A 20528-nucleotide genomic window follows, 5' to 3' on the forward strand; every position below is an offset into this window, starting at 1 on the left:
TGCAGCCATGTGCAGGCACTGCAACCACACGATCCACACCCATCAGCACCATTTCGGCTGGGACAATTCCTTTGCCCCTGCGCTGACGGCTGCACCGGGCGAGACGATCCTGTTCCAGTGCCTCGACAGCTCTGGGGGCCAACTTGGTCCCCAGTCCACCGTCGAGGACGTGGTCGCGCTGGATTTCGCCAAGATCAACCCGGTCTCTGGTCCGATCTACGTCGATGGTGCGAAGCCCGGTGACGTGCTGAAGGTGACGATCGAGAGCTTCACACCGCAGCTTCGCGACGGCGCCGGTTTCGGCTGGACGGCAAACATTCCCGGCTTCGGCCTGCTTGCCGATCAGTTCACCGTGCCCGCGCTCAATGTCTGGAAGTTCGACGCGACGAGCATGGAGCCGGCCCTGTTCGGCAAGAACGGGCGCGTGCCCCTTAAACCCTTTGCCGGGACCATCGGCAATGCGCTCGCTGAAAAGGGTCACCATACGGTTGTCCCGCCGAGGCGCGTCGGCGGCAATCTCGACATCCGCGACCTGTCCGCCGGAACGACGCTCTATCTGCCGATCGAGGTCGACGGCGCGCTGTTCTCTGTCGGCGATACCCACGCCGCCCAGGGCGATGGCGAGGTCTGCGGTACCGCAATCGAAAGCCCCTTCGACGTCGTGCTGACGCTCGACCTGATCAAGGACCAGCCGCTCAAGACGCCGCGTTTCACGACGCCGGGCCCGGTCACGCGTCATCTCGACGCCAAGGGGTATGAGGTCACGACCGGCATCGGTCCTGACCTGTGGACCGCGGCCAAGGATGCCGTCGCCAACATGGTCGATCTTCTCGCAACGACGCAGAAGATGGATCCAGTCGATGCCTACATGCTCGTCTCGACCTGTGGCGATCTTCGCATTTCCGAGATCGTCGACATGCCGAATGTCGTGGTCAGCTTCTACTTCCCGAGGGCCGTCTTCGAATGACCGCAGCCATGCTTTCTCCCGTGCTCGAATCAACAGCCGACGTCGTCTTGTCGGTTCGCGACCTGCGGGTCTCTGCCCGCTCGGACCAGGGGCTCATTCCGCTGGTCGATGGGCTCAGCTTTGACCTTCATCGAGGCGAGACGCTTGCGATCGCGGGAGAAAGCGGCTCGGGCAAGTCGATCACGTCGCTGGCCTGTATGGGGCTCTTGCCCGCACCCGCCGTGCGGGTGACGGGTGGCTCCATCCGCTTCGGCGAAACAGAACTGACGACCCTGCCCGAGAAAAAAATGCAGGCGATGCGCGGCGCGCGCATCGCCATGATCTTCCAGGAGCCGATGACCGCGCTCAATCCGGTCATGAGTATCGGCCGCCAATTGATCGAGGCGATCCGCGCGCACGAATCTCTGTCGGTGTCGCAGGCCAGAGCCCGCGCGCTCGAGTCGATCAAGGCCGTTCGCCTCTCCCAGCCCGAAAAGCGACTTGAGCAATATCCGCACGAACTTTCTGGCGGCATGCGCCAGCGCGTGATGATCGCCATGGCGATTGCGCTGCGCCCCGCCGTCCTCATCGCCGACGAACCGACGACGGCGCTCGACGTGACGGTTCAGCGTGAAGTTCTCGACCTGTTGCGGGACCTGCAGGAGGAACTCGGCACCGCCGTCATCCTAATCACCCATGACATGGGCGTGGTGGCGGAGATGGCCGACCGCGTCATCGTCATGCGCAAGGGCAAGATGGTTGAGGCCGCCAACACGGTCGACCTGTTCGATGCCCCGCAAGAGCATTACACGCGCGACCTGCTCGCCGCCGTACCACGGATCGGTGCCGGGGCATCGCGGCCCGAGCCGGAAACTCGCGACGTGCTCGTGCGCTATGATGATGTGTCGGTGAATTTCCCGATCCGAAAGGGTCTTCTTGGCCGCGTTGCTGCCCGCGTCCATGCGGTCGAGCATGTCTCGCTGGAGATCTTTCGAGGTGAGACGCTGTCGCTGGTCGGAGAGTCCGGCTGCGGCAAGTCGACAATGGCGAAAGCGCTGGTCGGGCTCGTGCCCCATGCAGGTCGCATCGAGATCAACGGCCAGGCCATGGGTGATCTTGACTCCGCCGGCCGCAAGGCGATCCGACGCGATCTCCAGATCGTTTTCCAGGACCCCATGGCGGCGCTCGATGCGCGCATGACCGTCGGCGAGCTCATCCGCGAACCGCTGGTTATCCACGGGATCGGCACGCCGGCCGAACAGAAGGCGCGCGTGCGCGAATTGCTTGATCGCGTCGAGATGTCGACCAGCGTCTACAATCGCTATCCTCACCAGTTTTCAGGCGGCCAGCGTCAACGCATCTGCATTGCCCGCGCGCTGGCGCTGAAGCCGAAGCTGATCGTCTGCGACGAAAGCGTTGCGGCATTGGACGTGTCGATCCAGGCCAAGGTGCTCGACCTCTTGCGCGACCTGCAGAAGGAAAGCGGGGTAACCTACCTCTTCATCAGCCACGACATGGCTGTGGTGGAGAACATCTCCGACCGCGTCGCCGTCATGTATCTCGGCCAGATCGTGGAGATGGGAACGCGCGCGCAGCTTTTCGGCAATCCTCAGCATCCCTATACCAGGCGCCTGTTGGAAGCGGTCCCGGTTCCGGACCCGCGTCGCGAAAGGGCGACCGGCCTGCGCTTGGCGGGCGAGATCCCGAGCCCGGTGTGGAAGGTCGGCGAAGCCCCGGAACAGGTGCGCCTCATCGACTTCGGCGACGGTCACCTCGTCGCGCAGTCAATTCTCAATGAGACCTGATTCATAGTGAGGCGTGTGCAGAGCTTCTCTTATGTCAAAAGCGGCTGCGGCTTCAGGCCTCCGCCACAAATGCACCTTGGCGACGATGACTGCCTTCGAACTGTGATTATGGTGATGGCATTCGCAGGCCCCGCGGAGGACGTCGAAGCAAACGGCGGCAATCCTATCTACTGCGGCGCAAACCCGACTTTCAACTTCCGGCCCCAGCACTGTCGTTGGTCTCGGGTTGTTTGAGGTACTCGAAAGGGGTCCACAGCCGTCTTTTTACAGAGCTCCAGGCATCCCCGGGATCTGGAGGACCTCACATGGTTCTTGACGCGAAATCGCGGCAAGTAGCTGCAAAGACGTCACTTTTTCTGGTGGGGAATGGCAGCGATTAAACTGAGGGGAATAGGTCCAAAAATGGCTTGCTGGGGGCTTGAATTCTCATATAATTTCAATGGCTTAGCTGAAAAGCCTTGAAATCCCCTCTGTTTTCCAATCGCGAGCGACCGTGGATGCCACCTTTGTGCCCTGGCTTTGGTTATCAGTCAACTGGACGGTCGAGCGGCAATAATTTCCGCTCTAATGACGAATTCACGAGCAGGTGACAAACCACATGGACGTCCGCTTTGCGCCCACATTTCGGTCGTTCATGTGATGCCATTCAGTTATCGTAGCGGCAACCGAAAAGAGCAGGGAGCGTCGGCCCGTCGTGGCGTGAGGATGATTTTGAGAGGGAAAGGCAGGGACTGTCAGGACCGCAATGTTATCAAATGCCGAAACGGGAAATATGCGTGAAGAAATCGGTGGCTCGTTCTTTGGCCGGCATGCAAAAATGTCAGTGTCCCGAGGAGATTGCCGATGAAGAACAAGAAAATGCCAAGTGATGTTGCCGCCGCCATCAGACAGTCGGCAATCGATGGCTGGGGCGATGATGCCGTTATGGTTGCCCACACTATCGAAACCGAAACAGCCGCCTATCTTGAGCTTGAAGCGCTGGACTTCGGGACTGCTGCCAGCTTTCATGAAAGCATCGTTGCCGCTGTCTCTGAGATTTCCGAGAGCTGGGACGAGCGGCTCTCCATGGCCAAACTCGAAATCGAAGCTTTTCAAGAACTGCATGCCGCCAGGTTCGACGGTGTGCCCGCCAAAGAAATCTCCCGACTGAAAAATGAAGCTGAGCAGTCATTCCCCGATGACTTCACGGGGCAGCGCGATCATGTCGTGGCAGGCGCCCGGCGATTTATTTACGTCAGGGATCTTCGGGCGAGGATCGAGCCGATCAAGAATCTGCTGATTGATATGGAAGGCATTATCGGAGACGAATGCTACAACGCCAATATCCAGAACTACGGCCCTGGGGGCATCTGGGAAGGTGAAGGGCGGTCGTTCCGATATCCCGTGAAATTCGACAAGGGCGACGAGAGCTTAAAGCGCCGATACGTCCCTGCGGACATCGATCCGGAGGTGCTGATGACGGGACGCTATCAGTTCGGCAGCAACGAGCTGGGCATCTTTCGGGCGCTGGTCAAAGTTGTCGAAATGCTGGAGCGTGACTACGGCCTTCGCATCACGGACGCCAACCGCAACAAGTGAGGCGGGCCTGCGCGGGTTACTCGAGCCGAGGCCGGGCGATGGGGAAATTCGGGGGTGAGCGGGTGAAGGCTTTGGCCGAGCGGCGGGCTGCCACGTTTGAGCCGTCACCAACCTCTTGTACCCGACGTGGGAAAAAGCAAAAAGCTGATGTACGGTAATGCGCCAAAGCAGTCTGATGCCCAATAAAAAAATCGAGGCGCATTTGGTCAGCTAGTGAGGGAACGATGAGATCGGCAGTATATTATCCGCGGACGACGGTACACAGCCGCTCGCTTATGCAATCGTCGCTTCTCCTTTGGGATCAGTTGCACACAATCGTCCCGGAACAACACTATTCGCCGGAATACCACGATAAGGCAGATCTGGCTGAAGCGTGGGAGCTGGTCGGAGCCAAGATAGTTCCTAATGAAGCGCAGAAGCGACGCGCGCACGAAGCGATTGAGACGACGTTACTGGCGAGGCGTCTACCACCGAGCCTATATTGGGTTGGCGAGGTCGATCGGCCACAGGATCCTTACGAGATCTGGCCGCAGAAATTCTCGATGCGAACCTGGGATCTGATGAAGGAGCACGGGCTCACCGCTGGGCAGTTCCCCAACGGAGACTTTCCATTCACCCAAGACGGCGGCCTTATGGTGATGGCTAAGCTAGCCGACGCATGCGCAGGAACGCAGTTCGCGCGTGTAACTGACCGATTGATGGCTTATGGGATGATCGGCAGCAGCGGTCAGCGACCGGGTACAACGGCAGAGGTTGTGCCGATTACGCTCGATCTGATCGATGCTGGCAGCATTCCTATTGAAAATCTCATCGCCTTCCGAAAGCGCGAGGCCAAGGAACGCCGAGGTGATGATTATCGCAAGCTTCGGCATACGTATGCCGATAGAGTGCAGGCACACATACGTGCCCTCGACGGGGCGATCGATCAGTTCGACCGCGATGAGATCAACCGCATTTTCCGAGAAAAGATGGCGGAAGATCTCCGCGATCTCCGCAGCGAGCTAGGCGGCAACAGTATCGAGTTCGTCCTGAAGCCAGTAGTAATCGCAGGAATTGCGGCCGCCGCAACGGCAGCGACAGGTGCCGGCAATCTTTCGTCCGCTCTCGCGGGCGTAGGCGGCGCTGTGTTCGGTTCGAACTGGAAGGATATCGGTTCAGCGGTCGCCGATATGTTCAGCGGTGGCCTCGCGTTCAACCGCAAACAGCGCGAGACGATGACCAGGCATCCTATGGCATATATGTACGAGCTAGCGCGCGTGCGCTAAAAATTTCGACATTAGATGCGCGGACGGTGACAGTGGACGTCATCGCGCGCTACGACGTCGACAATGACCGCGGCTTCGTGATAGGTTCCGAGGTAATAAGCTAGGTATGATTTCGACGAGCGTTGTGTTCGTGCCACCGTCGGGTTAATTCGGGTTAACGAAAAATTCCTTGCAACAAATCATCGGCTACGATAGTTATTCAGTCGGGCCTGGCCCACGAGATCGCCTTTGCGGTCGCCCAAAAGCCTTGATGGAAACGTCGGAGGCTTTTTGAGTTTTTAGGCCTTCCGTTCGACATTCTCAAAGCAGCTATATTTTGATCCGAGCATCGGCCGCTCGTCTTCCTTGATGCGGCAATCAATCAGCTTTCCGTCTTCGGTCAGGCGCTGGTAAGGACGATTACTGGCATGATAGCCGCCCATGCAGATCGGCCATAGATACAGATCCGCCAGTTGCGCCATCGGCGAAGTCTTCAGCTTGGTCTTGAACTCGTAGAGCGCCTGGTTCAACAGCTCGGGGGTCAAGGGGCCGTACTTATCGGAGTTGTCCTTAGCGAACGGCATTCCCTCCGTCTTTAGAGCCTTGTAATACCCCTCCAGCTTCGCATCTTCAGCCTTGTTGCAGCGCTCAGGGTGCACGCGCAGTTTCATGCCCGCGGCGATAGCATATTTCGCGGCGCGTTCGACAACAACCGTGAATGCGGTTTTGCAGAGCATCCAAGGATTTTGCTTGTACTGTTCGAGGTATCGTCCACAGTATCCAGGACGGTCGACAGTGCACGCGATACCGACCACGGGCACCTCTCGCATAAGAATGTAGAGCTCCTCGTAAAATGCTCCCAGCTTGTCCTTCTCCCAGCCTCGCAGGAAATCGAAATTCTCGTTCTGCGATCTGATTTCCGATGAGTGCAGGGGCGCAGTGATTTCCCATTTCTCGCAGAACTGTGCGTGAAGTTTTCGCGCGTTGTCCTCTTCGTCACTTCGAACCAGAATTCCACCCAGTGCGAACCAGTCGTACCCGTGCGCCGCTTTCTTCCCGACCTTGTAGGTGGGATGTCTAGTTCCGGAATCGTCGAGGTAGAGGTTTAAGGTGACAGGCAAGGCAATCTCTCGTAGCAGTCGACTGGATTCGTTCTATCTGACTATAGATACCCGCGAACACATAATTTTTGCTCACTTCCCATTTCGTCATCCACCTTGCTACCGCTTGCTAGCTGGTCAATCTTGGGGCGGTGGCCGAGGAATTTCGCACGACGCTGGCGGCAGTCAGGCGATTGGTTAGTCCTGACAACGGCGGGTGGCAGACGGCTAATCATAACAGCCGGACCTTCGTTCAATATCAAGAAGGGCATCCTGTCGATCTTTTAGTAGCGCGCAGGGTGGAGGCTGTGATTTATTGACGTGCCTCACAACAATGCTCTCAAACGTCATCAGCGCCGTAAGAACGCGTTCGGCTGATATCTACAGCGCCATTCTGGAAGTCCGGCGCTATTCGCTCGATCGGTACCAGATGTCTCAGGAGCGACTCGCGAACTTTTTTGCCAAAACTTTTTCTATATCCATCCCGGTCTCCATGACTGCTCTGAACGTGTCGAACTCTTTGAGCCGATTTTCAACCTTTATATTGATATCGGTCGAGATCTGGTCCGCTTGGACATTTGTCAAATCCTTTGTTCGGAATATCAGACAGTTGCCTGGGCTCCTCACGAGTTTTAATTGCCCGCTCACCTGCAGTTCAAACACCTGACGGTACCCGTCGGCGGGATCGAGCGACATCTTCCGGAATGCCGCCAGAAAGTTGCCAGTCTTTGTGTTGGCGCGAAGTCGATTGATGAGCTGCAACCCATCTGGTCCTTTGGGCTCGTAGACATCAAGCCGCATTGGACCGCGGGCTACGACATCGATGGCCCCCAGCCTCTGGAACGCGTGGAAAAGAGCGTAGTTATAGTCCTTTCCGTCGAATACCATCTGGGGATCGATCAGCTTCAAATCGTTTTGCCCGCAGGAGTCCATGAGGTCGTTCCAGCTCTGCATTACCGCCACTGGCGTCGTAAGGCTGGCTTCAATCATCTCGCGGCGAACCTCTCCATTCTTCGAGAAATAGAGAAATTTTGCGAAGGCTGGCTTGCCATCACGGCCTGCACGACCGACTTCCTGATAGTATTGCTCGAATGACTCCGGCGGAATCAAATGTACGACACCACGGATGTCCGGAATATCGATGCCCATTCCGAATGCGCCGGTCGCGCAGACAACGAGACTTTCCCCGCTTTTGAAGGAGCTTGCCACGCGATCTCGCTCGCTCAGTGGCAAGTCAGCATCGAATGCCTCAGCCTTGTGGCCCTTTGCGCGCAGACGCTCGGCGATCGTTCGGGTCCCGCCACGCTTGTTCTGTTTGAGGTGCGCGTATACAATGATCTTTTCGCCACGATGTTCTTCCAGCAGATCGTCGAGGGCCGCGAGCTTGGTATCGGTATGGCTGTACGTCTCGTAGCTTAAATCGAGATTGGAGCGTAGCATATGGTCGCTTCGCACGACATCCGACGGCTGCAGCCTGAAGTCAGTTCTGACTTCCTCCTCGCTTGGCGGGTCGAGAGTTGCTGTCAGACAAAGCCGCGGTGGCCATCCACTGGGACCGAAGACCCGATCCAGGAACCGCGGCAGAGCTTTGTAAGCAGGTCTGAAATCGTGTCCCCACTGAGATATGCAGTGAGCTTCATCAATAGTAACCTGAACTATCCGCTGCCGATGGGCGTTCAATACGTGTTCCAGAAAGCCATCGGTTTCGAGCCTCTCCGGTGATGTGAACAGAAAACCGGCGCCGCTTTCCCAGGGAAATCTAGCAAGGGCCGCTTGCGCTTCGGCGGGGTCTAGGCCACCAAGGGCGACTGCTCCTATCCCCCTCGTTGTCAGCTTCTCGACCTGCTCTCTCATGAGTGCAATCAGCGGCGAAATCACCAAACTGATGCCGCCCTTTTGGAGGACGGGCAGTTGGTATGTCAGAGTCTTGCCCGCGCCGGTAGGCATCAGGAGTAGCGCCGACTGATCGTGAAGCAAGCGATCGATAGCATTCTCCTGCCGATCACGAAAAGCGTTGATCTCCGGGAACCACTTTGCGAGTGCCTCAACAGTCGTTGTTGTCATGAGGGATTTCCGAAACGATCGTGCGCGCGCATGACCTTCATATGTTCTGCATGCTCCGCACAAACCGCGGCGAGGAAATGCGAGACGTAGACATATCGGACCTTGGTGTCGAGTGCGCCTCCGAGGGCGCGTACTTGCTCGTCTAGCCATCGGAAGATGCGGATCGCATACGCCGAGAAGAGGCCGTACGGATACCAGAAATTATGTTCCATGATCAGGCTGCCATTCGAAGCGGGTTCCCGATCGTTAATCATTAGAAACTCAGATGACTTGCTTGCCAAGCCGAAGTCCTGCATTCCCGACAGAAAATAGAGACCGTAAAGGTCTGTGCGGGCACGCTGCGGAAAAATTCGCGGATCCAGATGGAACAGAACGATACTTTTGATACCCATCCCGATAACGCTCGAGAGCGTCATCGTTTCGTCGGTGTCGAGTTCGTCGAGCCCAAATTCTTCCCGACTGTCAAACTTGGAAAATACGGCCTCACTCTTCGTTGCAGCCCAATCTTCTTTGAAATCCATTATGTTTGAAAAGACGGTCAAGAGATCATTGGCTTTCGCCCTGCGGAAATCGTGCTGCCATTCCTGCAGTTCGGGCCGCCGCTGATTGAGCGTACCCGCTATGACAGGAATTTCTTTCGCGAGATGGGATTTGAAACTCGTGGGAGAGTCCGAAAACTCCTCCATGGCGTCCGGATCGAAAAAATCGCGATATTTCGGAGCGGCCCTCTCGAATTTCTCAACCGCTGTTGCAAAAGCCTGAAGCGCTGCCGAAGAATTATTTGGCGGATGCTTCGCACCGCCGAAATGGGAAGCCAACTTGGCTGCGGCCGCGGCCGGCTGCGCTGCGACAAACTTCGCCCAGTATTTAGGGAGGGACTTCTCTATCTCGGCCCAGACCTTCTGGATATGGGGTTGTGTGCCGATGACATCGAACTCGCCGAGTTCTGTGTTCTTAGACAGGATCATTTTTTCCTCCCTGTGAAAGTTCTGCGCCCAGTTGCTTTGCAAGCGCGCGCCAAGTTCGACGAACTTTTTCTGAGTCCGCAAATACCGTAGCGGCGCTCGCTGGGTTTTGTCCGGCTGAAATTGCGATGAGGTGAACTTGCTGGCGGGCACGCGAACACGCGACGTAGAGTCGGTTTCGCCACTTCGTGTCTTCGGCTTGATTGAAATCGATGTCTGGGACGATCACTATGCTCGCCTCAAGGCCCTTGAACCGCCAAGCCGTCATGACGCTGACGGATCCCTCTGACGGATCTCCTGAAAGCTTTAGTCCTTGTGGACTTATGCTGTTTAATGGACTGCCATCGGGCGGGGGCGCGAGCGTTAGGACGGCCATTTCGTCAGGTCGCGCTTTTTGCTCCTCCCGAGCGGAAACCAACAGCTTTTCCGTAAGGCGCGCGGCTTCCTCGATCGTGTCGACCACGTGTAAGACCGGCTTTGGCCCGCTCAGGCCAAGAGTTGGACTTACGTTTAGCCCTCCAGCGCGATATGCGACACGGGCGATCTCGTCAGTGTTCCGGCAATTTCTACCGAGCACAAGGCGGCATGGGATCGAGTCGAGCCATGTAAGATCGCCGGCCTGCATGATCTGATTCCGGTCGTAGAACACGTAGAAGGTGCTATCTCGGAAGCGGCTTCCGAAGAACTCAAGCCAATCCGTCAAGTCCTGGCCCTCATCCACAATCAGATGATCGTAGGGAAGCGGGCCGTCATCCACGAGCAAGTTCAGCAGCTTTCGTTCCGCGTCATCAAGCGAACCGCCCGGCCCCGCCAGCTCCCTGGCGAGTCCGTGAAAAGTTGCGAACGTGACATGCGGATGCTTGTGAAACTGCTGCAGGTGTCGTTGGAGCGCGTTGTTGTAGCAAAGGAACAGCACCTGATCGTTCGGTCCTGCAAGGCGGCGAGCTTTCTCCAAAGCGATCATGGTCTTGCCTGTTCCGGCCGCACCATGGATCGCCGCGTGGTGCTGCTCATCAAGAAAGGCAACAATCCTGGCCTGTTCGCGGGTCATTTGCACGAGTTGTTCCTCGCGCTCTTCCACCGATCTTCTGACTGAAGGCACCAAAGAAAATGAAGGCGCCAAGGCATCGAGGACGGCTTTCGCTTCCTTTTCATTCGCCTGACCGCGGTTTGGCAAGGCGTGCCGCCAATGTGCGAAAGCGCGGTCGATTGCCTGGCCAGGGCGAGCAATATCTTCCTCGTCCAATACGATGTCGGATGGGCAATTGAATGGGAGGTTGCTTCTGTTCGGCATTCCTTCCGGAAACCAGACCGCATGGCAAAACAAGAGTTTTGCCAGGTGAGGCGCGCGGTCGATCAACTCCTCCCGAATACGGTAGACGGTGTTGCTCGCCTGCTCTTCCGGGCGGATCACCTTATGATCACCTGTCTTTCGATTCTTCTGGTGCCACTCTCCGCGCTCGCACCAGATTTCACCGCCCTTGACTTCGATGACCATTATTCCCTGTGTGGGATCGAAGATGACGAAATCGCCTTCGCCCTGGGCCCCTATCCGTTTGTCCATTTTGAGATTGCGACCCGGATGCAGCCACCTCAGCGAATGGATCACCGTGACGTGATCGGGAAGACCTCGCAGCGCGTAGAAGACTTTCTCTTCCCCTCTGCTATCGTGAAAGTCCTTGGTCGACGATGGGATCATATTTGCCATGGCAGCCACCATGACTCTGAATTAGTGATAATCTGATGCACTTATGGTTTCCACGATCAAAGCTAGAACGATAGCGGTACAAGATAAAATACGAAGTTGCCTAATTCGCACGAAATGTGCACGGCGCAAGATCTCATTTTTGTCGAAGCATCAGAGATACCCGCGATCAATCACGACCTTGAGCAGCTTCGGATCAGTCGGATATTGTGCGACGCGCCCCCGTCCAGACAGGTTGCGAATTTTCAACCCAATGCCATCCTCCCACTCTGTGTTGTTGGCGTATTCGCGGAGCCACTGAAAAAGCCTAGGGAAATGTCGGTTCGGCCCGATATTGATCCGGCCCTTGATTTTGTTGTCGTCAAAGATCCGACGCACGACCAAGCGCAGGAATTCGTCCAATCCCATCTCGACAAGCTCGTTGTCAAAACTGGAGTCGAGTGCAACCGCGTGAATGGCAGAGAAAATTTGATTCGCGGTAAGATCGTCAACGCTTTTCACAAGGTTGCCGGTAGCAAGCTTCTCGATGACTTCTTCAACACTCTTCTTCTCATTGCCCCCTTCTTCGAGGTCAAGGGCCACGATCAGACGCTCCTTATCATCGCGTCGTGCCCAGCGCCTGCGGAGTTCATCCACCATACTTTCGAACCGGGAAGTCGGGGCGGATCCGCGGACCACGAGCTCATCTCCAAATGCCTCGAGCCAGGCTTTTTTGATTTCAGAAATCACTTTGCTGTAAGTTTTAGAGGACGCCATCATCGCCCGATCACTACTGAAATCAGCCATAGCGAAAAATCCCTTTCATTGCGTGCGTTCAACTTGGCCATGCAATTTTGCGCGAAACTTGCTGCGGCTGATCGTAAGTGAGATTTGCCAGAGGCAAGCTGGCGCTGAAGTTGGCGTAGTAGATATGTCAGCTTTTGAATTGCATGATGCCAAAGCTGCCATTCCGCTCCCGGCCCCAGCGGAAATTATTTCCGCTTATCTCCTCGTTCGAACTTTATCGCACGAGCCTATACGCCAATGCGGCATCCATTGCTCAGTACCGTGAAAGTTGCTGAAGTGGCGCGGCTTTTTCCGAAATTCGGCAGTCGGAAAGTCAATTGTACTTTCACTACTTGGTGTTTATCGTAAACAATTATTGTCGTTCAGGTAGTTGGGCATCTTGATGAAAGCGTTTGAGTTTGATCACCAATTGATCGACGCATATGAGCACTTCTCGCGTTCCTTCAGCGCGATTCGGGCGCCTGACCTGAAATCCGAGATCGACGCGCAGTACGACGCCGGAAAGTTCTGGCCTGATGCCCTCCTATCACTCAACCCGCGCTTTATGGCTGGGCCGACGGTCGATGAACTCGTCGCCACAGGTGACCTTGATGAGGGCACGGGCAAGGTTTTCCGGTTCGGAGCGACACCCCTTCGCTTCCATCGTCACCAAGCCGAAGCAATTGCGAAGGCGAAACAAGGCAAGAGCTACGTTGTGACGACCGGCACAGGTTCGGGGAAATCCCTGTGCTTCTTTGTGCCAGTTGTCGACGCAATTATCCGTGCTCGTCGCGCGGGAAAACCGCGGCGGACATCGGCAATCATCGTCTATCCGATGAACGCCCTGGCCAATAGCCAGATGAAGGAGATTGACAAGTTCATCGCTGGTTCCGGGTTACCTGATAATTTCAGGCCAGTGGTAAAGCGTTACACTGGTCAGGAAAGCCGAGAAGAACGCGAGCGAATTGCCGCCAACCCGCCAGATATTCTCCTGACAAACTACATGATGGCCGAATTGCTGCTGACGCGGCAGGACGATCTGGACTCGCAGGTAATCGCAAACGCATCTGGCCTCGAGTTCATAATTCTCGACGAACTTCACACCTACCGCGGACGCCAGGGAGCCGATGTTGCAGTCCTGGTTCGGCGTCTGCGTGATCGATGCTCTCCTGACAAAGAGCCGATCTGCATCGGCACCTCGGCAACGATGGCATCCGAGGGCTCGGATGAGAGCCGCGCACTCGCCGTCGCGAAGGTCGCGTCACGACTGTTTGGCACCGAGATTGGCCCGGATGCGGTCATCGACGAGTCCTTGCAGCGTGCCACCGATGACGCCTTGAAAACTGAGCATGTCGTTGGCGCCTTGAGCAAGGTCTTAACGCAGCCCCTCCCGGACGCACTCGACGACGCGGCCCTGAAGCACCACCCGCTCTCGGTGTGGGCGGAGTTGGAGCTCGGATTGGACGACGGGCTCGAACTCCGGAGAAAAAGGCCGATCCCGTTCGAACAGGCTGTCGAAAAGCTGTCGCTGGCCACTGGGGTCGACGCCGAAACCTGCCGCCACTATCTCGAAACGTTCCTAACGCGGACAAGTCTGCCTGAGAATGAGCGCGGCGGCACAAAGGATGGTGCTTTTCTCGCCTTCAAGCTCCATCGTTTCATCTCCGGCGCAGGCGAAGTATTTACGACACTCACAGCCCGACCCCGGCGGATTCTTCTCGAGGGGCAGCTTGAAGATCCGGATGCGCCTGGCAACCGCCTCTATCCGACGCGTTTTTGCAGAAACTGTGGCCAAGAATACCATGTCGTGACGAAGGTCGAGGATGATGGGGATTTGCGTTTTCTTCCCCGAAGCATTGATGACACCCCGCTCGATACTGAGGACGACGAGGTTGCCGGCTATCTCTGCCCAGTAAATGTCGACGATAGTTACTTTCAGTTCTCCGGGGAGCTTGAGGGCTACCCTGAGAGTTGGCGGGAGGAAAAGAATGGCATCGAGCGGCTGAGAGGCTATCGTAAGAAGCGCACCCCAATATCATATGCGGTGGGTGCAGACGGCCGCCATGGAGCGGGCGGCAACGATTTCTGGTTCATCCCCGGGAAGTTTGCTTTCTGCCTTTGCTGTCATGACGAGCCCACGCAAGGCATGCGTGAACGCAGCAAGCTTGCCGGGCTCTCTGGCGAAGGGCGGAGTTCTGCGACAACACTGCTCGTGGCCAGTGCCCTGGAGTGGATGAACAAACCGGGCAGCGGCGTACCTGCGACGAAGCGCAAACTGCTGGGCTTTACCGACAACCGTCAGGATGCCGCACTGCAGTCAGGTCATTTCAACGACTTCTTGTTTGTAAGTCTGTTGCGCGGAGCCATTCTTCACGCGGTGATCTCCGCTGGCTCAGAAGGCCTTGCAGAAGACGAGTTCGGCCTTCAGGTAGTGAAGGCGCTTGGTTTCACCGCAGTCAACAAGCAGGCTCGGCAGCATTGGCTTCTCGACGCGAATGTTGGCGCCATTATCCGTGAAGACGCACAGCGTTCGCTCGCTAAAGTGCTCGCCCATCGTGTCTGGACCGACCTACGCCGTGGATGGCGCTTCACCAACCCCAGCCTGTCTGTTCTCAATTTGATCGATGTGAATTTCCTCGGCCTTGAGGAACTTTCTGAAGATCGCGAGCGCTTCATGGCCATCCATCCAGCTCTTGGCGATCTCCGCATCGCTCAGCGGCAGGCTATTCTCAAGGCTATATTGTCTGCGATGCTCGAAGGCCTGGCTGTTCAGACCGAGGCCCTAGACCTGACTGTCCTCGATGGTGTGGCGCAGAAATCCCGAATACTTCTTCAAGCCCCATGGGCAATTGACCAGAAGGAGAACCCGAGAGCACGCTCTTCCCTGGTCCTGCGCGGGGGCAGCAAGAATGTGGTCACGCTTCGCGAAGAACAAACTCTTCTCCGGGCTGGCCCCAACTCCAGAATCGCAAGGTTCCTGAACCGGAAGTCCGTCCTAGGCGCGAAGCTGAACAAGGATGAGTATTACGAGTTCATGGAGGGAGTGCTTGCCTTTCTGAGCGATGAAGGGCTACTTGTGCCCGTCGAGCTCGATGGTGACGTGACAGGCTGGCGCCTGTCACCATCCGCAGTCCGGCTTATCCCCGGGCCCGCGCTTTCTGATGAAAGCCAGCGCGGCAACCGATACTTTCATGACCTTTACACCGCGATCGCAAATGACCTTGGCGATGGGCGCAGTACCTACTGGGGGCTGGAGGGCCGTGAACATACGGCGCAGGTATCGCAGAAACAGCGCGAATGGCGAGAATGGCGGTTCCGGTTCGAACAGGATGATATGCAACATCTCGCGACCTCGGAGTACCGCACGGAAATTCGAGCAACCGGCGAAACCGACCGATTTTTGCCAGCGCTATTCTGCTCCCCAACGATGGAACTCGGCGTCGACATTTCCGCATTGAACGCCGTGTATCTCCGGAACGTACCGCCCACGCCAGCGAATTATGCACAACGCGCTGGACGTGCCGGACGGTCTGGGCAGGCGGCGGTTGTCGTGACGTACTGCGCTTCGGGATCTCCGCATGACCAGTATTTCTTTGAACGGCGCAATGATATGGTGGCCGGTGTCGTTCGTCCACCAGCACTCGACATCACGAATGAAGAACTTGTCCGGTCGCACCTTCATGCGGTTTGGCTCGCGGAAGCGAAATTGGCGCTTTCCCCAGATATTCCTGAAATCCTAGACCTTCACGGCGATAAATTCCCGCTGAATGATGAGGTTCTGGCGGTAATTTCGAAGTCTACTGTTGCCTCTCAGGCACGCGGTCCTATGGCGCGAGTTCTGAAACAGATTCTGGCGTCCGATGGTGGCAGGATCCCAATCTGGATGGAAGATCCGGACGAGTTCGTTCTTCAAACAGCCATGAACGCGCCGAAAGCATTTGATCGGGCATTTGACCGTTGGCGTGAGCTCTACAGCTCCGCAAGAACGCAGTTGGCCGAGGCGAACAAGCGCTCGGAGATCACTGGGCTCTCAGGAGCGGACCGACGTAAGATCAAAGCCGCGCAGATGCAAGCCCAGGATCAAATTGCAATTCTCGAACAAGGCAAAGCCTCGAATGGATCCGATTTCTATTCGTATCGGTATCTTGCGACGGAAGGCTTCCTGCCTGGGTACAATTTCCCACGCCTACCGCTGTACGCGTTTGTACCCGGTGAAGGGAAAACCGGCACATTCCTGTCCAGGGCACGATTTCTGGCCATTTCCGAGTTCGGGCCGCGCAGTCTGATATACCATGAAGGCCGTGCCTACCGGGTTATGAAGGCTAAGCTGCCCCCAGAGGTACGCCAAGGCGATGGATCCGAATTGGCGACCAAGGACATCTACATTTGCTCCAACTGTGGTGCGTCCCACGAAGGCGAAGTCGAGCGTTGTCACGGGTGCGACAATCACATGGCCGGAGAGGTCCCCATTAAGAAGACGCTTCGTATCGACAATGTAGAAGCGGCCCCGACTGAGCGCATTACGGCAAACGATGAAGAACGAGTACGGCAGGGCTTTGATATCCAGACCGTGTTCTCCTGGCCGAAGAAGGACGGTCAGGTCCAGGTGAGCAACGCCAAGTTCGTCTGCGAAGAAACGTCGCTCCTGTCACTTCAATACGCCAATAGCGCTGAAATCAGTCGCTTGAACAAGGGCCTTAAGCGTCGAAGGGATCAGACCGTCTTCGGCTTCCATATCGATCCAAGATCCGGTTACTGGGCGAAGTCTGACGGTGAGGATGGTGACACGGATGTGCCGCCGGATGTGGTGAAACCGGTCAAAATAGTGCCAATCGTTCGCGACCGAAAGAATGCCTTGCTGCTCCGCTTTGAAAGGCCAGAACAATACGAGCCAGAAACGATCGCAACGGTCCAATATGCATTGCTGCGTGGGATAGAGGTGGTCTTCCAACTTGAGGAAGGTGAAATTCTGAGTGAGCCGTTGCCTGCGAGAGATAACAGGCGAGCAATTCTCACCTATGAGGCGACCGAAGGCGGAGCCGGCGTGCTTACGCGCCTGATTGACGACGGAGGAGCAATCAATGAGGTCGCCAAGACGGCGCTCGGCTTGATGCATTTCGAAAATGTAGATGCTGCGATTGCGGCGGGGGATGCAGATCTGCTGCAGGAGAAAGAGGATGGGAGCTGCGTGCGTGGCTGCTATCGCTGCCTTCTCTCCTACTTCAATCAGCCAGACCACGAGTTGATCAATCGGGCGAGCCCACAAGTTGCGCAATTCCTAATCGATCTGAGTCGCGGGGAGATTTCCCGAGCGGCAAAGGCAGCACCAGGCGCAGTGGTATCGCCTTGGCTTGAGGCGTTCGGAGCCGCTGGCATTCCTCAGATCGATACAATGCCCGCACGTTTCGGGGGCGTCGAGTTCGAGTTTGCGTGGCGTGCAAGTATGGTTGCTGCGTCGACCAAAGAGCTGACATCGGAAGCTGAGGCGGATGCGATGAGCAAGGGCTGGGTTGTATACAGCTTGCCCGAAGTTTCGTCCGAAGGGCTACCAGACGGTTTCATCAAGAATTTTGCAGGTTGATATGACACTGAATTTTACTCCTGGCGATCTAATCAAAGCACGCGGCCGGGAATGGGTAGCTTTGCCGACACCCGGGGAGGGGCTCCTCGCTCTACGTCCACTCTCAGGTAACGAAAACGACATCGTCGTTCTCGCACCGGATCTCGAACTGACGCCTGTCGAAGCTGCTCGCTTTGACCTGCCGGACGATGCTCGCCCGACAGTCCAGTCGAAGGCGGCACTCCTTGCGGATTCGCTCCGGCTGACCCTTCGTCGCGGCGCGGGGCCGTTTCGCTCGGCCGCGCAGCTCGCATTCGAGCCGCGCAGCTACCAACTCGTTCCGTTGTTGATGGCTTTGCGCCTACAGGTGCCGCGCCTACTGATCGCTGACGACGTCGGCATCGGCAAAACGATCGAAGCGGGCCTGATTCTTCGCGAACTCATGGATCGTGGTGAGGTCGACGCCTTTTCGGTGTTATGCCCACCTCATCTCGTTGATCAGTGGATCATCGAGCTGAAGGACAGGTTCGGGATCGACGCTGTTGCCGTCACCTCCGGGACGGCCGCACGTCTGGAGCGAAATCTACCGTTGGCGCAGACATTGTTCGATGCTTACCCCTTCACAGTCGTCAGTCTCGACTACATCAAGGCCGAAAAGCGTCGCGATGGTTTTGCCAGGGCGTGCCCAGACTTCGTGATCGTAGATGAAGCCCACGCCTGCGTTGGGACCCATAAAGGGAGGCAGCAGCGCTTCGACTTGCTGCAAGGCCTTTCACGCGATCCCGAGCGTCGGCTGATCCTGCTGACAGCAACGCCGCATTCCGGGGATGAGGAAGCTTTCGCCCGGCTCCTGTCGTTGATCGACCGGGAGTTCGGGACCGTGAACTTTGATGACCCAAAGTACCGAGAGCGCCTTGCCAGACAATTCGTTCAGCGGCGGCGCGTCGATCTCGTCGAAGGGGCGTGGGACGAAAACCGTGCATTCCCCAAGCACGAGACCACCGAATACTCGTACCGTCTGAACGACGAACATCGAGCATTTCATGAGGCCGTCCTCGATTATTGCTTCGCTGTCGTCTCTCGGGCGGGAGATACGCAGAAGGATCGTCGTCTTGCCTTCTGGGGCACGCTGGCACTGATGCGGTGTGTCGGCTCATCTCCTGCTGCGGCAATGAGTGCGCTGCGAAATCGGGCGTCTAACGAAGATGAACGCCTCGAGCCGCAGATCTATGACGAGGATGGCGACGATGAAGACGCCGTTGATATCGAGCCGAACACGATCTTCTCCAGCGATCCCGCGCTCCAAGGGCTGCTTGATAAGGCCAGCACACTTCTTTCAGCGGATGATCCCAAGCTGAACGCCCTCATCAAGGCCCTCAAGCCTTTGATCAAGGAAGGCGCGAATCCTGTCGTTTTCTGCCGCTACCTCGCGACGGCGGAACATGTGAAGGAAGGGCTCCGCAAAACCTTCCCGAAGCTGAATGTGCAAGCAGTGACGGGAGAGCTGACACCGGACGAACGCCGCGATCGCGTTGCGGAAATGGCGGCCGTAAATTCTGACGCTGATGAGCAGCGCATTCTCGTTGCCACCGACTGCCTGTCGGAGGGTATAAACCTTCAGCAACTGTTCGACACGGTGATCCATTACGATCTCTCCTGGAATCCGACACGCCATCAACAGCGTGAGGGCCGTGTGGATCGCTTTGGCCAGCCTGCCGAGCTCGTGCGGTCGATCATGATGTTTTCGCCCGATAGCGCGATCGACGGCGCCGTGCTCGACGTGATTCTCCGAAAAGCAGAGGAAATCCGAAAGGCGACTGGGGTCACTGTTCCTCTACCAGATGAGCGGGGACCGGTCACCGATGCGTTGATGGCCGCGATGATGCTTCGCCGCGGTGGCGGGGCTCAACAGCAGCTCACACTCGACCTGCAACTGACCAACGGAATCCAAGTGATGGAGACCCGGTGGCGAGATGCAAGCGAAAACGAAAAGCGGTCGCGTGCTCGTTTTGCGCAAAATGCTATGAAGCCGAGTGAGGTCGCCCCCGAATGGGAGAAGGTCAAATCTCTGCTCGGGTCACCGGATGAGACGCTTGAATTTGTCGAGCGCGCCATGTCGCGGTTCGGAGTTCCACTGGAAAAGAAGAAGTCTTTGCAGCTTGCACATATCCATGCTCTTCAGCCCAGTCTGAAGGAAACGTTGGAACAACGTGGCCTCAAAGGGTCCATCAAGCTTGCATTGCAGGAGCCAGCGCCGTCAGGGACATCCCTCCTGACCAGAACACATCCGCTGACATCCTCCCTGGCGGAAAGCCTCCTTGAGGCTTCGCTGGACAGTGAAGCGCTGCCAGACCTGGGCATCGGTCGTGTCGGAGCCTGGCCAAGTGCCGCCGTCTCCCAGATGACACGCGTTGCGCTCCTGCGCATTCGTTACAAGCTAACGGTTCATGCAAGACGCGAACGCCTTTTGCTGGCTGAAGAGGCAGCACTCGTTGCCCTCGACAGCAACACCGTCATTGCTTCCGGCAGCAAGGTGCGCGAACTGCTGGCCTCTCCCGCCACTGCCGACCTCGCACCAGTTGCCCGAGATCGCATGATCAACGCGGCGCGGGCGGCACTCCCGGATCTGCTGGCTGGTCCGATTGCCGAGTTTGTCCGAAAGCGCGCTGCGGAGTTGGTTGAAGACCATGCGCGCCTACGGGCCGCCGCTGGTTCGGCGTCTCGTGTCAGTGTCGAGCCGATCATTCCACCAGATGTCATTGGCCTCTTCGTGCTCGTTCCGGGGGAAGTGTAATC

11 protein-coding genes are annotated in these 20528 nt (G+C 57.0%); 6 read left to right on the plus strand and 5 right to left on the minus strand.

All coding sequences use genetic code 11. The annotated features are described in order from the left end of the window. Positions 1–7 precede the first annotated feature (7 nt). The 4 genes from AKG12_RS25795 to AKG12_RS25810 all read left to right on the plus strand — a co-directional run bounded on the left by AKG12_RS25795 (position 8) and on the right by AKG12_RS25810 (position 5594). The gene (locus AKG12_RS25795; RefSeq protein ID WP_052821002.1) at positions 8–967 is read left to right on the plus strand and encodes an acetamidase/formamidase family protein; all 960 of its coding nucleotides are present in this window, start codon (positions 8–10) and stop codon (positions 965–967) included. Further along, on the plus strand, positions 964–2751 hold the full coding sequence (locus AKG12_RS25800) for an ABC transporter ATP-binding protein (protein ID WP_082179050.1): 1788 nt from the start codon (positions 964–966) through the stop codon (positions 2749–2751). Before AKG12_RS25795 ends, AKG12_RS25800 begins: the two co-directional genes overlap by 4 nt. An 843-nt stretch (positions 2752–3594) precedes the next feature. Further along, a complete protein-coding gene (locus tag AKG12_RS25805) occupies positions 3595–4329 on the plus strand; it encodes a hypothetical protein (protein WP_052821007.1) in 735 nt (244 codons plus the stop codon). A gap of 275 nt (positions 4330–4604) precedes the next feature. Next, complete coding sequence (locus AKG12_RS25810) at positions 4605–5594, plus strand: hypothetical protein (RefSeq protein ID WP_052821009.1); 990 nt, start codon at positions 4605–4607, stop codon at positions 5592–5594. A 278-nt stretch (positions 5595–5872) separates the two neighbouring features. Here the strand turns inward: AKG12_RS25810 and AKG12_RS25815 are convergent, their stop codons facing one another. The 5 genes from AKG12_RS25815 to AKG12_RS25835 all read right to left on the minus strand — a co-directional run bounded on the left by AKG12_RS25815 (position 5873) and on the right by AKG12_RS25835 (position 12193). Continuing rightward, positions 5873–6694 (minus strand): DUF3800 domain-containing protein, encoded by an 822-nt coding sequence (locus tag AKG12_RS25815; RefSeq protein WP_052821011.1) that lies wholly within the window; start codon positions 6692–6694, stop codon positions 5873–5875. A gap of 414 nt (positions 6695–7108) precedes the next feature. After that, positions 7109–8737, minus strand: a complete 1629-nt coding sequence (locus AKG12_RS25820) for a RecQ family ATP-dependent DNA helicase (RefSeq protein ID WP_052821014.1) — start codon at positions 8735–8737, stop codon at positions 7109–7111. Continuing rightward, positions 8734–9705: a hypothetical protein gene (locus tag AKG12_RS30820; RefSeq protein ID WP_052821016.1), complete on the minus strand. Its 972-nt coding sequence runs from the start codon at positions 9703–9705 to the stop codon at positions 8734–8736. The genes AKG12_RS25820 and AKG12_RS30820 overlap by 4 nt, the downstream gene beginning before the upstream one ends. After that, positions 9692–11410 carry a nuclease-related domain-containing DEAD/DEAH box helicase gene (locus tag AKG12_RS25830; RefSeq protein ID WP_197283356.1) on the minus strand — a complete coding sequence of 573 codons (1719 nt, stop codon included), beginning with the start codon at positions 11408–11410 and terminating at the stop codon, positions 9692–9694. Before AKG12_RS25830 ends, AKG12_RS30820 begins: the two co-directional genes overlap by 14 nt. A 150-nt stretch (positions 11411–11560) precedes the next feature. After that, the gene (locus AKG12_RS25835) at positions 11561–12193 is read right to left on the minus strand and encodes a hypothetical protein (protein ID WP_052821022.1); all 633 of its coding nucleotides are present in this window, start codon (positions 12191–12193) and stop codon (positions 11561–11563) included. Between the two features lie 382 nt (positions 12194–12575). On the opposite strand from AKG12_RS25835, the gene AKG12_RS25840 reads away from it, so the two are divergent. Both AKG12_RS25840 and AKG12_RS25845 read left to right on the plus strand, forming a co-directional pair. Then, positions 12576–17753 (plus strand): DEAD/DEAH box helicase family protein, encoded by a 5178-nt coding sequence (locus tag AKG12_RS25840; RefSeq protein WP_052821031.1) that lies wholly within the window; start codon positions 12576–12578, stop codon positions 17751–17753. Between the two features lies 1 nt (position 17754). Beyond that, on the plus strand, positions 17755–20526 hold the full coding sequence (locus AKG12_RS25845) for a DEAD/DEAH box helicase (RefSeq protein ID WP_052821037.1): 2772 nt from the start codon (positions 17755–17757) through the stop codon (positions 20524–20526). Positions 20527–20528: the final 2 nt, after the last annotated feature.

Source organism: Agrobacterium sp. SUL3 (genome assembly GCF_001263295.1).
GTDB classification, from domain to species: Bacteria; Pseudomonadota; Alphaproteobacteria; order Rhizobiales; family Rhizobiaceae; genus Agrobacterium; species Agrobacterium tomkonis.

What these genes read in the sequence shown, in the direction of transcription:
- AKG12_RS25845 (WP_052821037.1), top strand. Translation starts at nt 17,755, where the DNA reads ATGACACTGAATTTTACTCCTGGCGATCTAATCAAAGCACGCGGCCGG.
- AKG12_RS25810 (WP_052821009.1), top strand. Translation starts at nt 4,605, where the DNA reads ATGCAATCGTCGCTTCTCCTTTGGGATCAGTTGCACACAATCGTCCCG.
- AKG12_RS25830 (WP_197283356.1), bottom strand. Translation starts at nt 11,410, where the DNA reads ATGGCAAATATGATCCCATCGTCGACCAAGGACTTTCACGATAGCAGA.
- AKG12_RS25805 (WP_052821007.1), top strand. Translation starts at nt 3,595, where the DNA reads ATGAAGAACAAGAAAATGCCAAGTGATGTTGCCGCCGCCATCAGACAG.
- AKG12_RS25800 (WP_082179050.1), top strand. Translation starts at nt 964, where the DNA reads ATGACCGCAGCCATGCTTTCTCCCGTGCTCGAATCAACAGCCGACGTC.
- AKG12_RS30820 (WP_052821016.1), bottom strand. Translation starts at nt 9,705, where the DNA reads ATGATCCTGTCTAAGAACACAGAACTCGGCGAGTTCGATGTCATCGGC.
- AKG12_RS25795 (WP_052821002.1), top strand. Translation starts at nt 8, where the DNA reads ATGTGCAGGCACTGCAACCACACGATCCACACCCATCAGCACCATTTC.
- AKG12_RS25840 (WP_052821031.1), top strand. Translation starts at nt 12,576, where the DNA reads ATGAAAGCGTTTGAGTTTGATCACCAATTGATCGACGCATATGAGCAC.
- AKG12_RS25820 (WP_052821014.1), bottom strand. Translation starts at nt 8,737, where the DNA reads ATGACAACAACGACTGTTGAGGCACTCGCAAAGTGGTTCCCGGAGATC.
- AKG12_RS25835 (WP_052821022.1), bottom strand. Translation starts at nt 12,193, where the DNA reads ATGGCTGATTTCAGTAGTGATCGGGCGATGATGGCGTCCTCTAAAACT.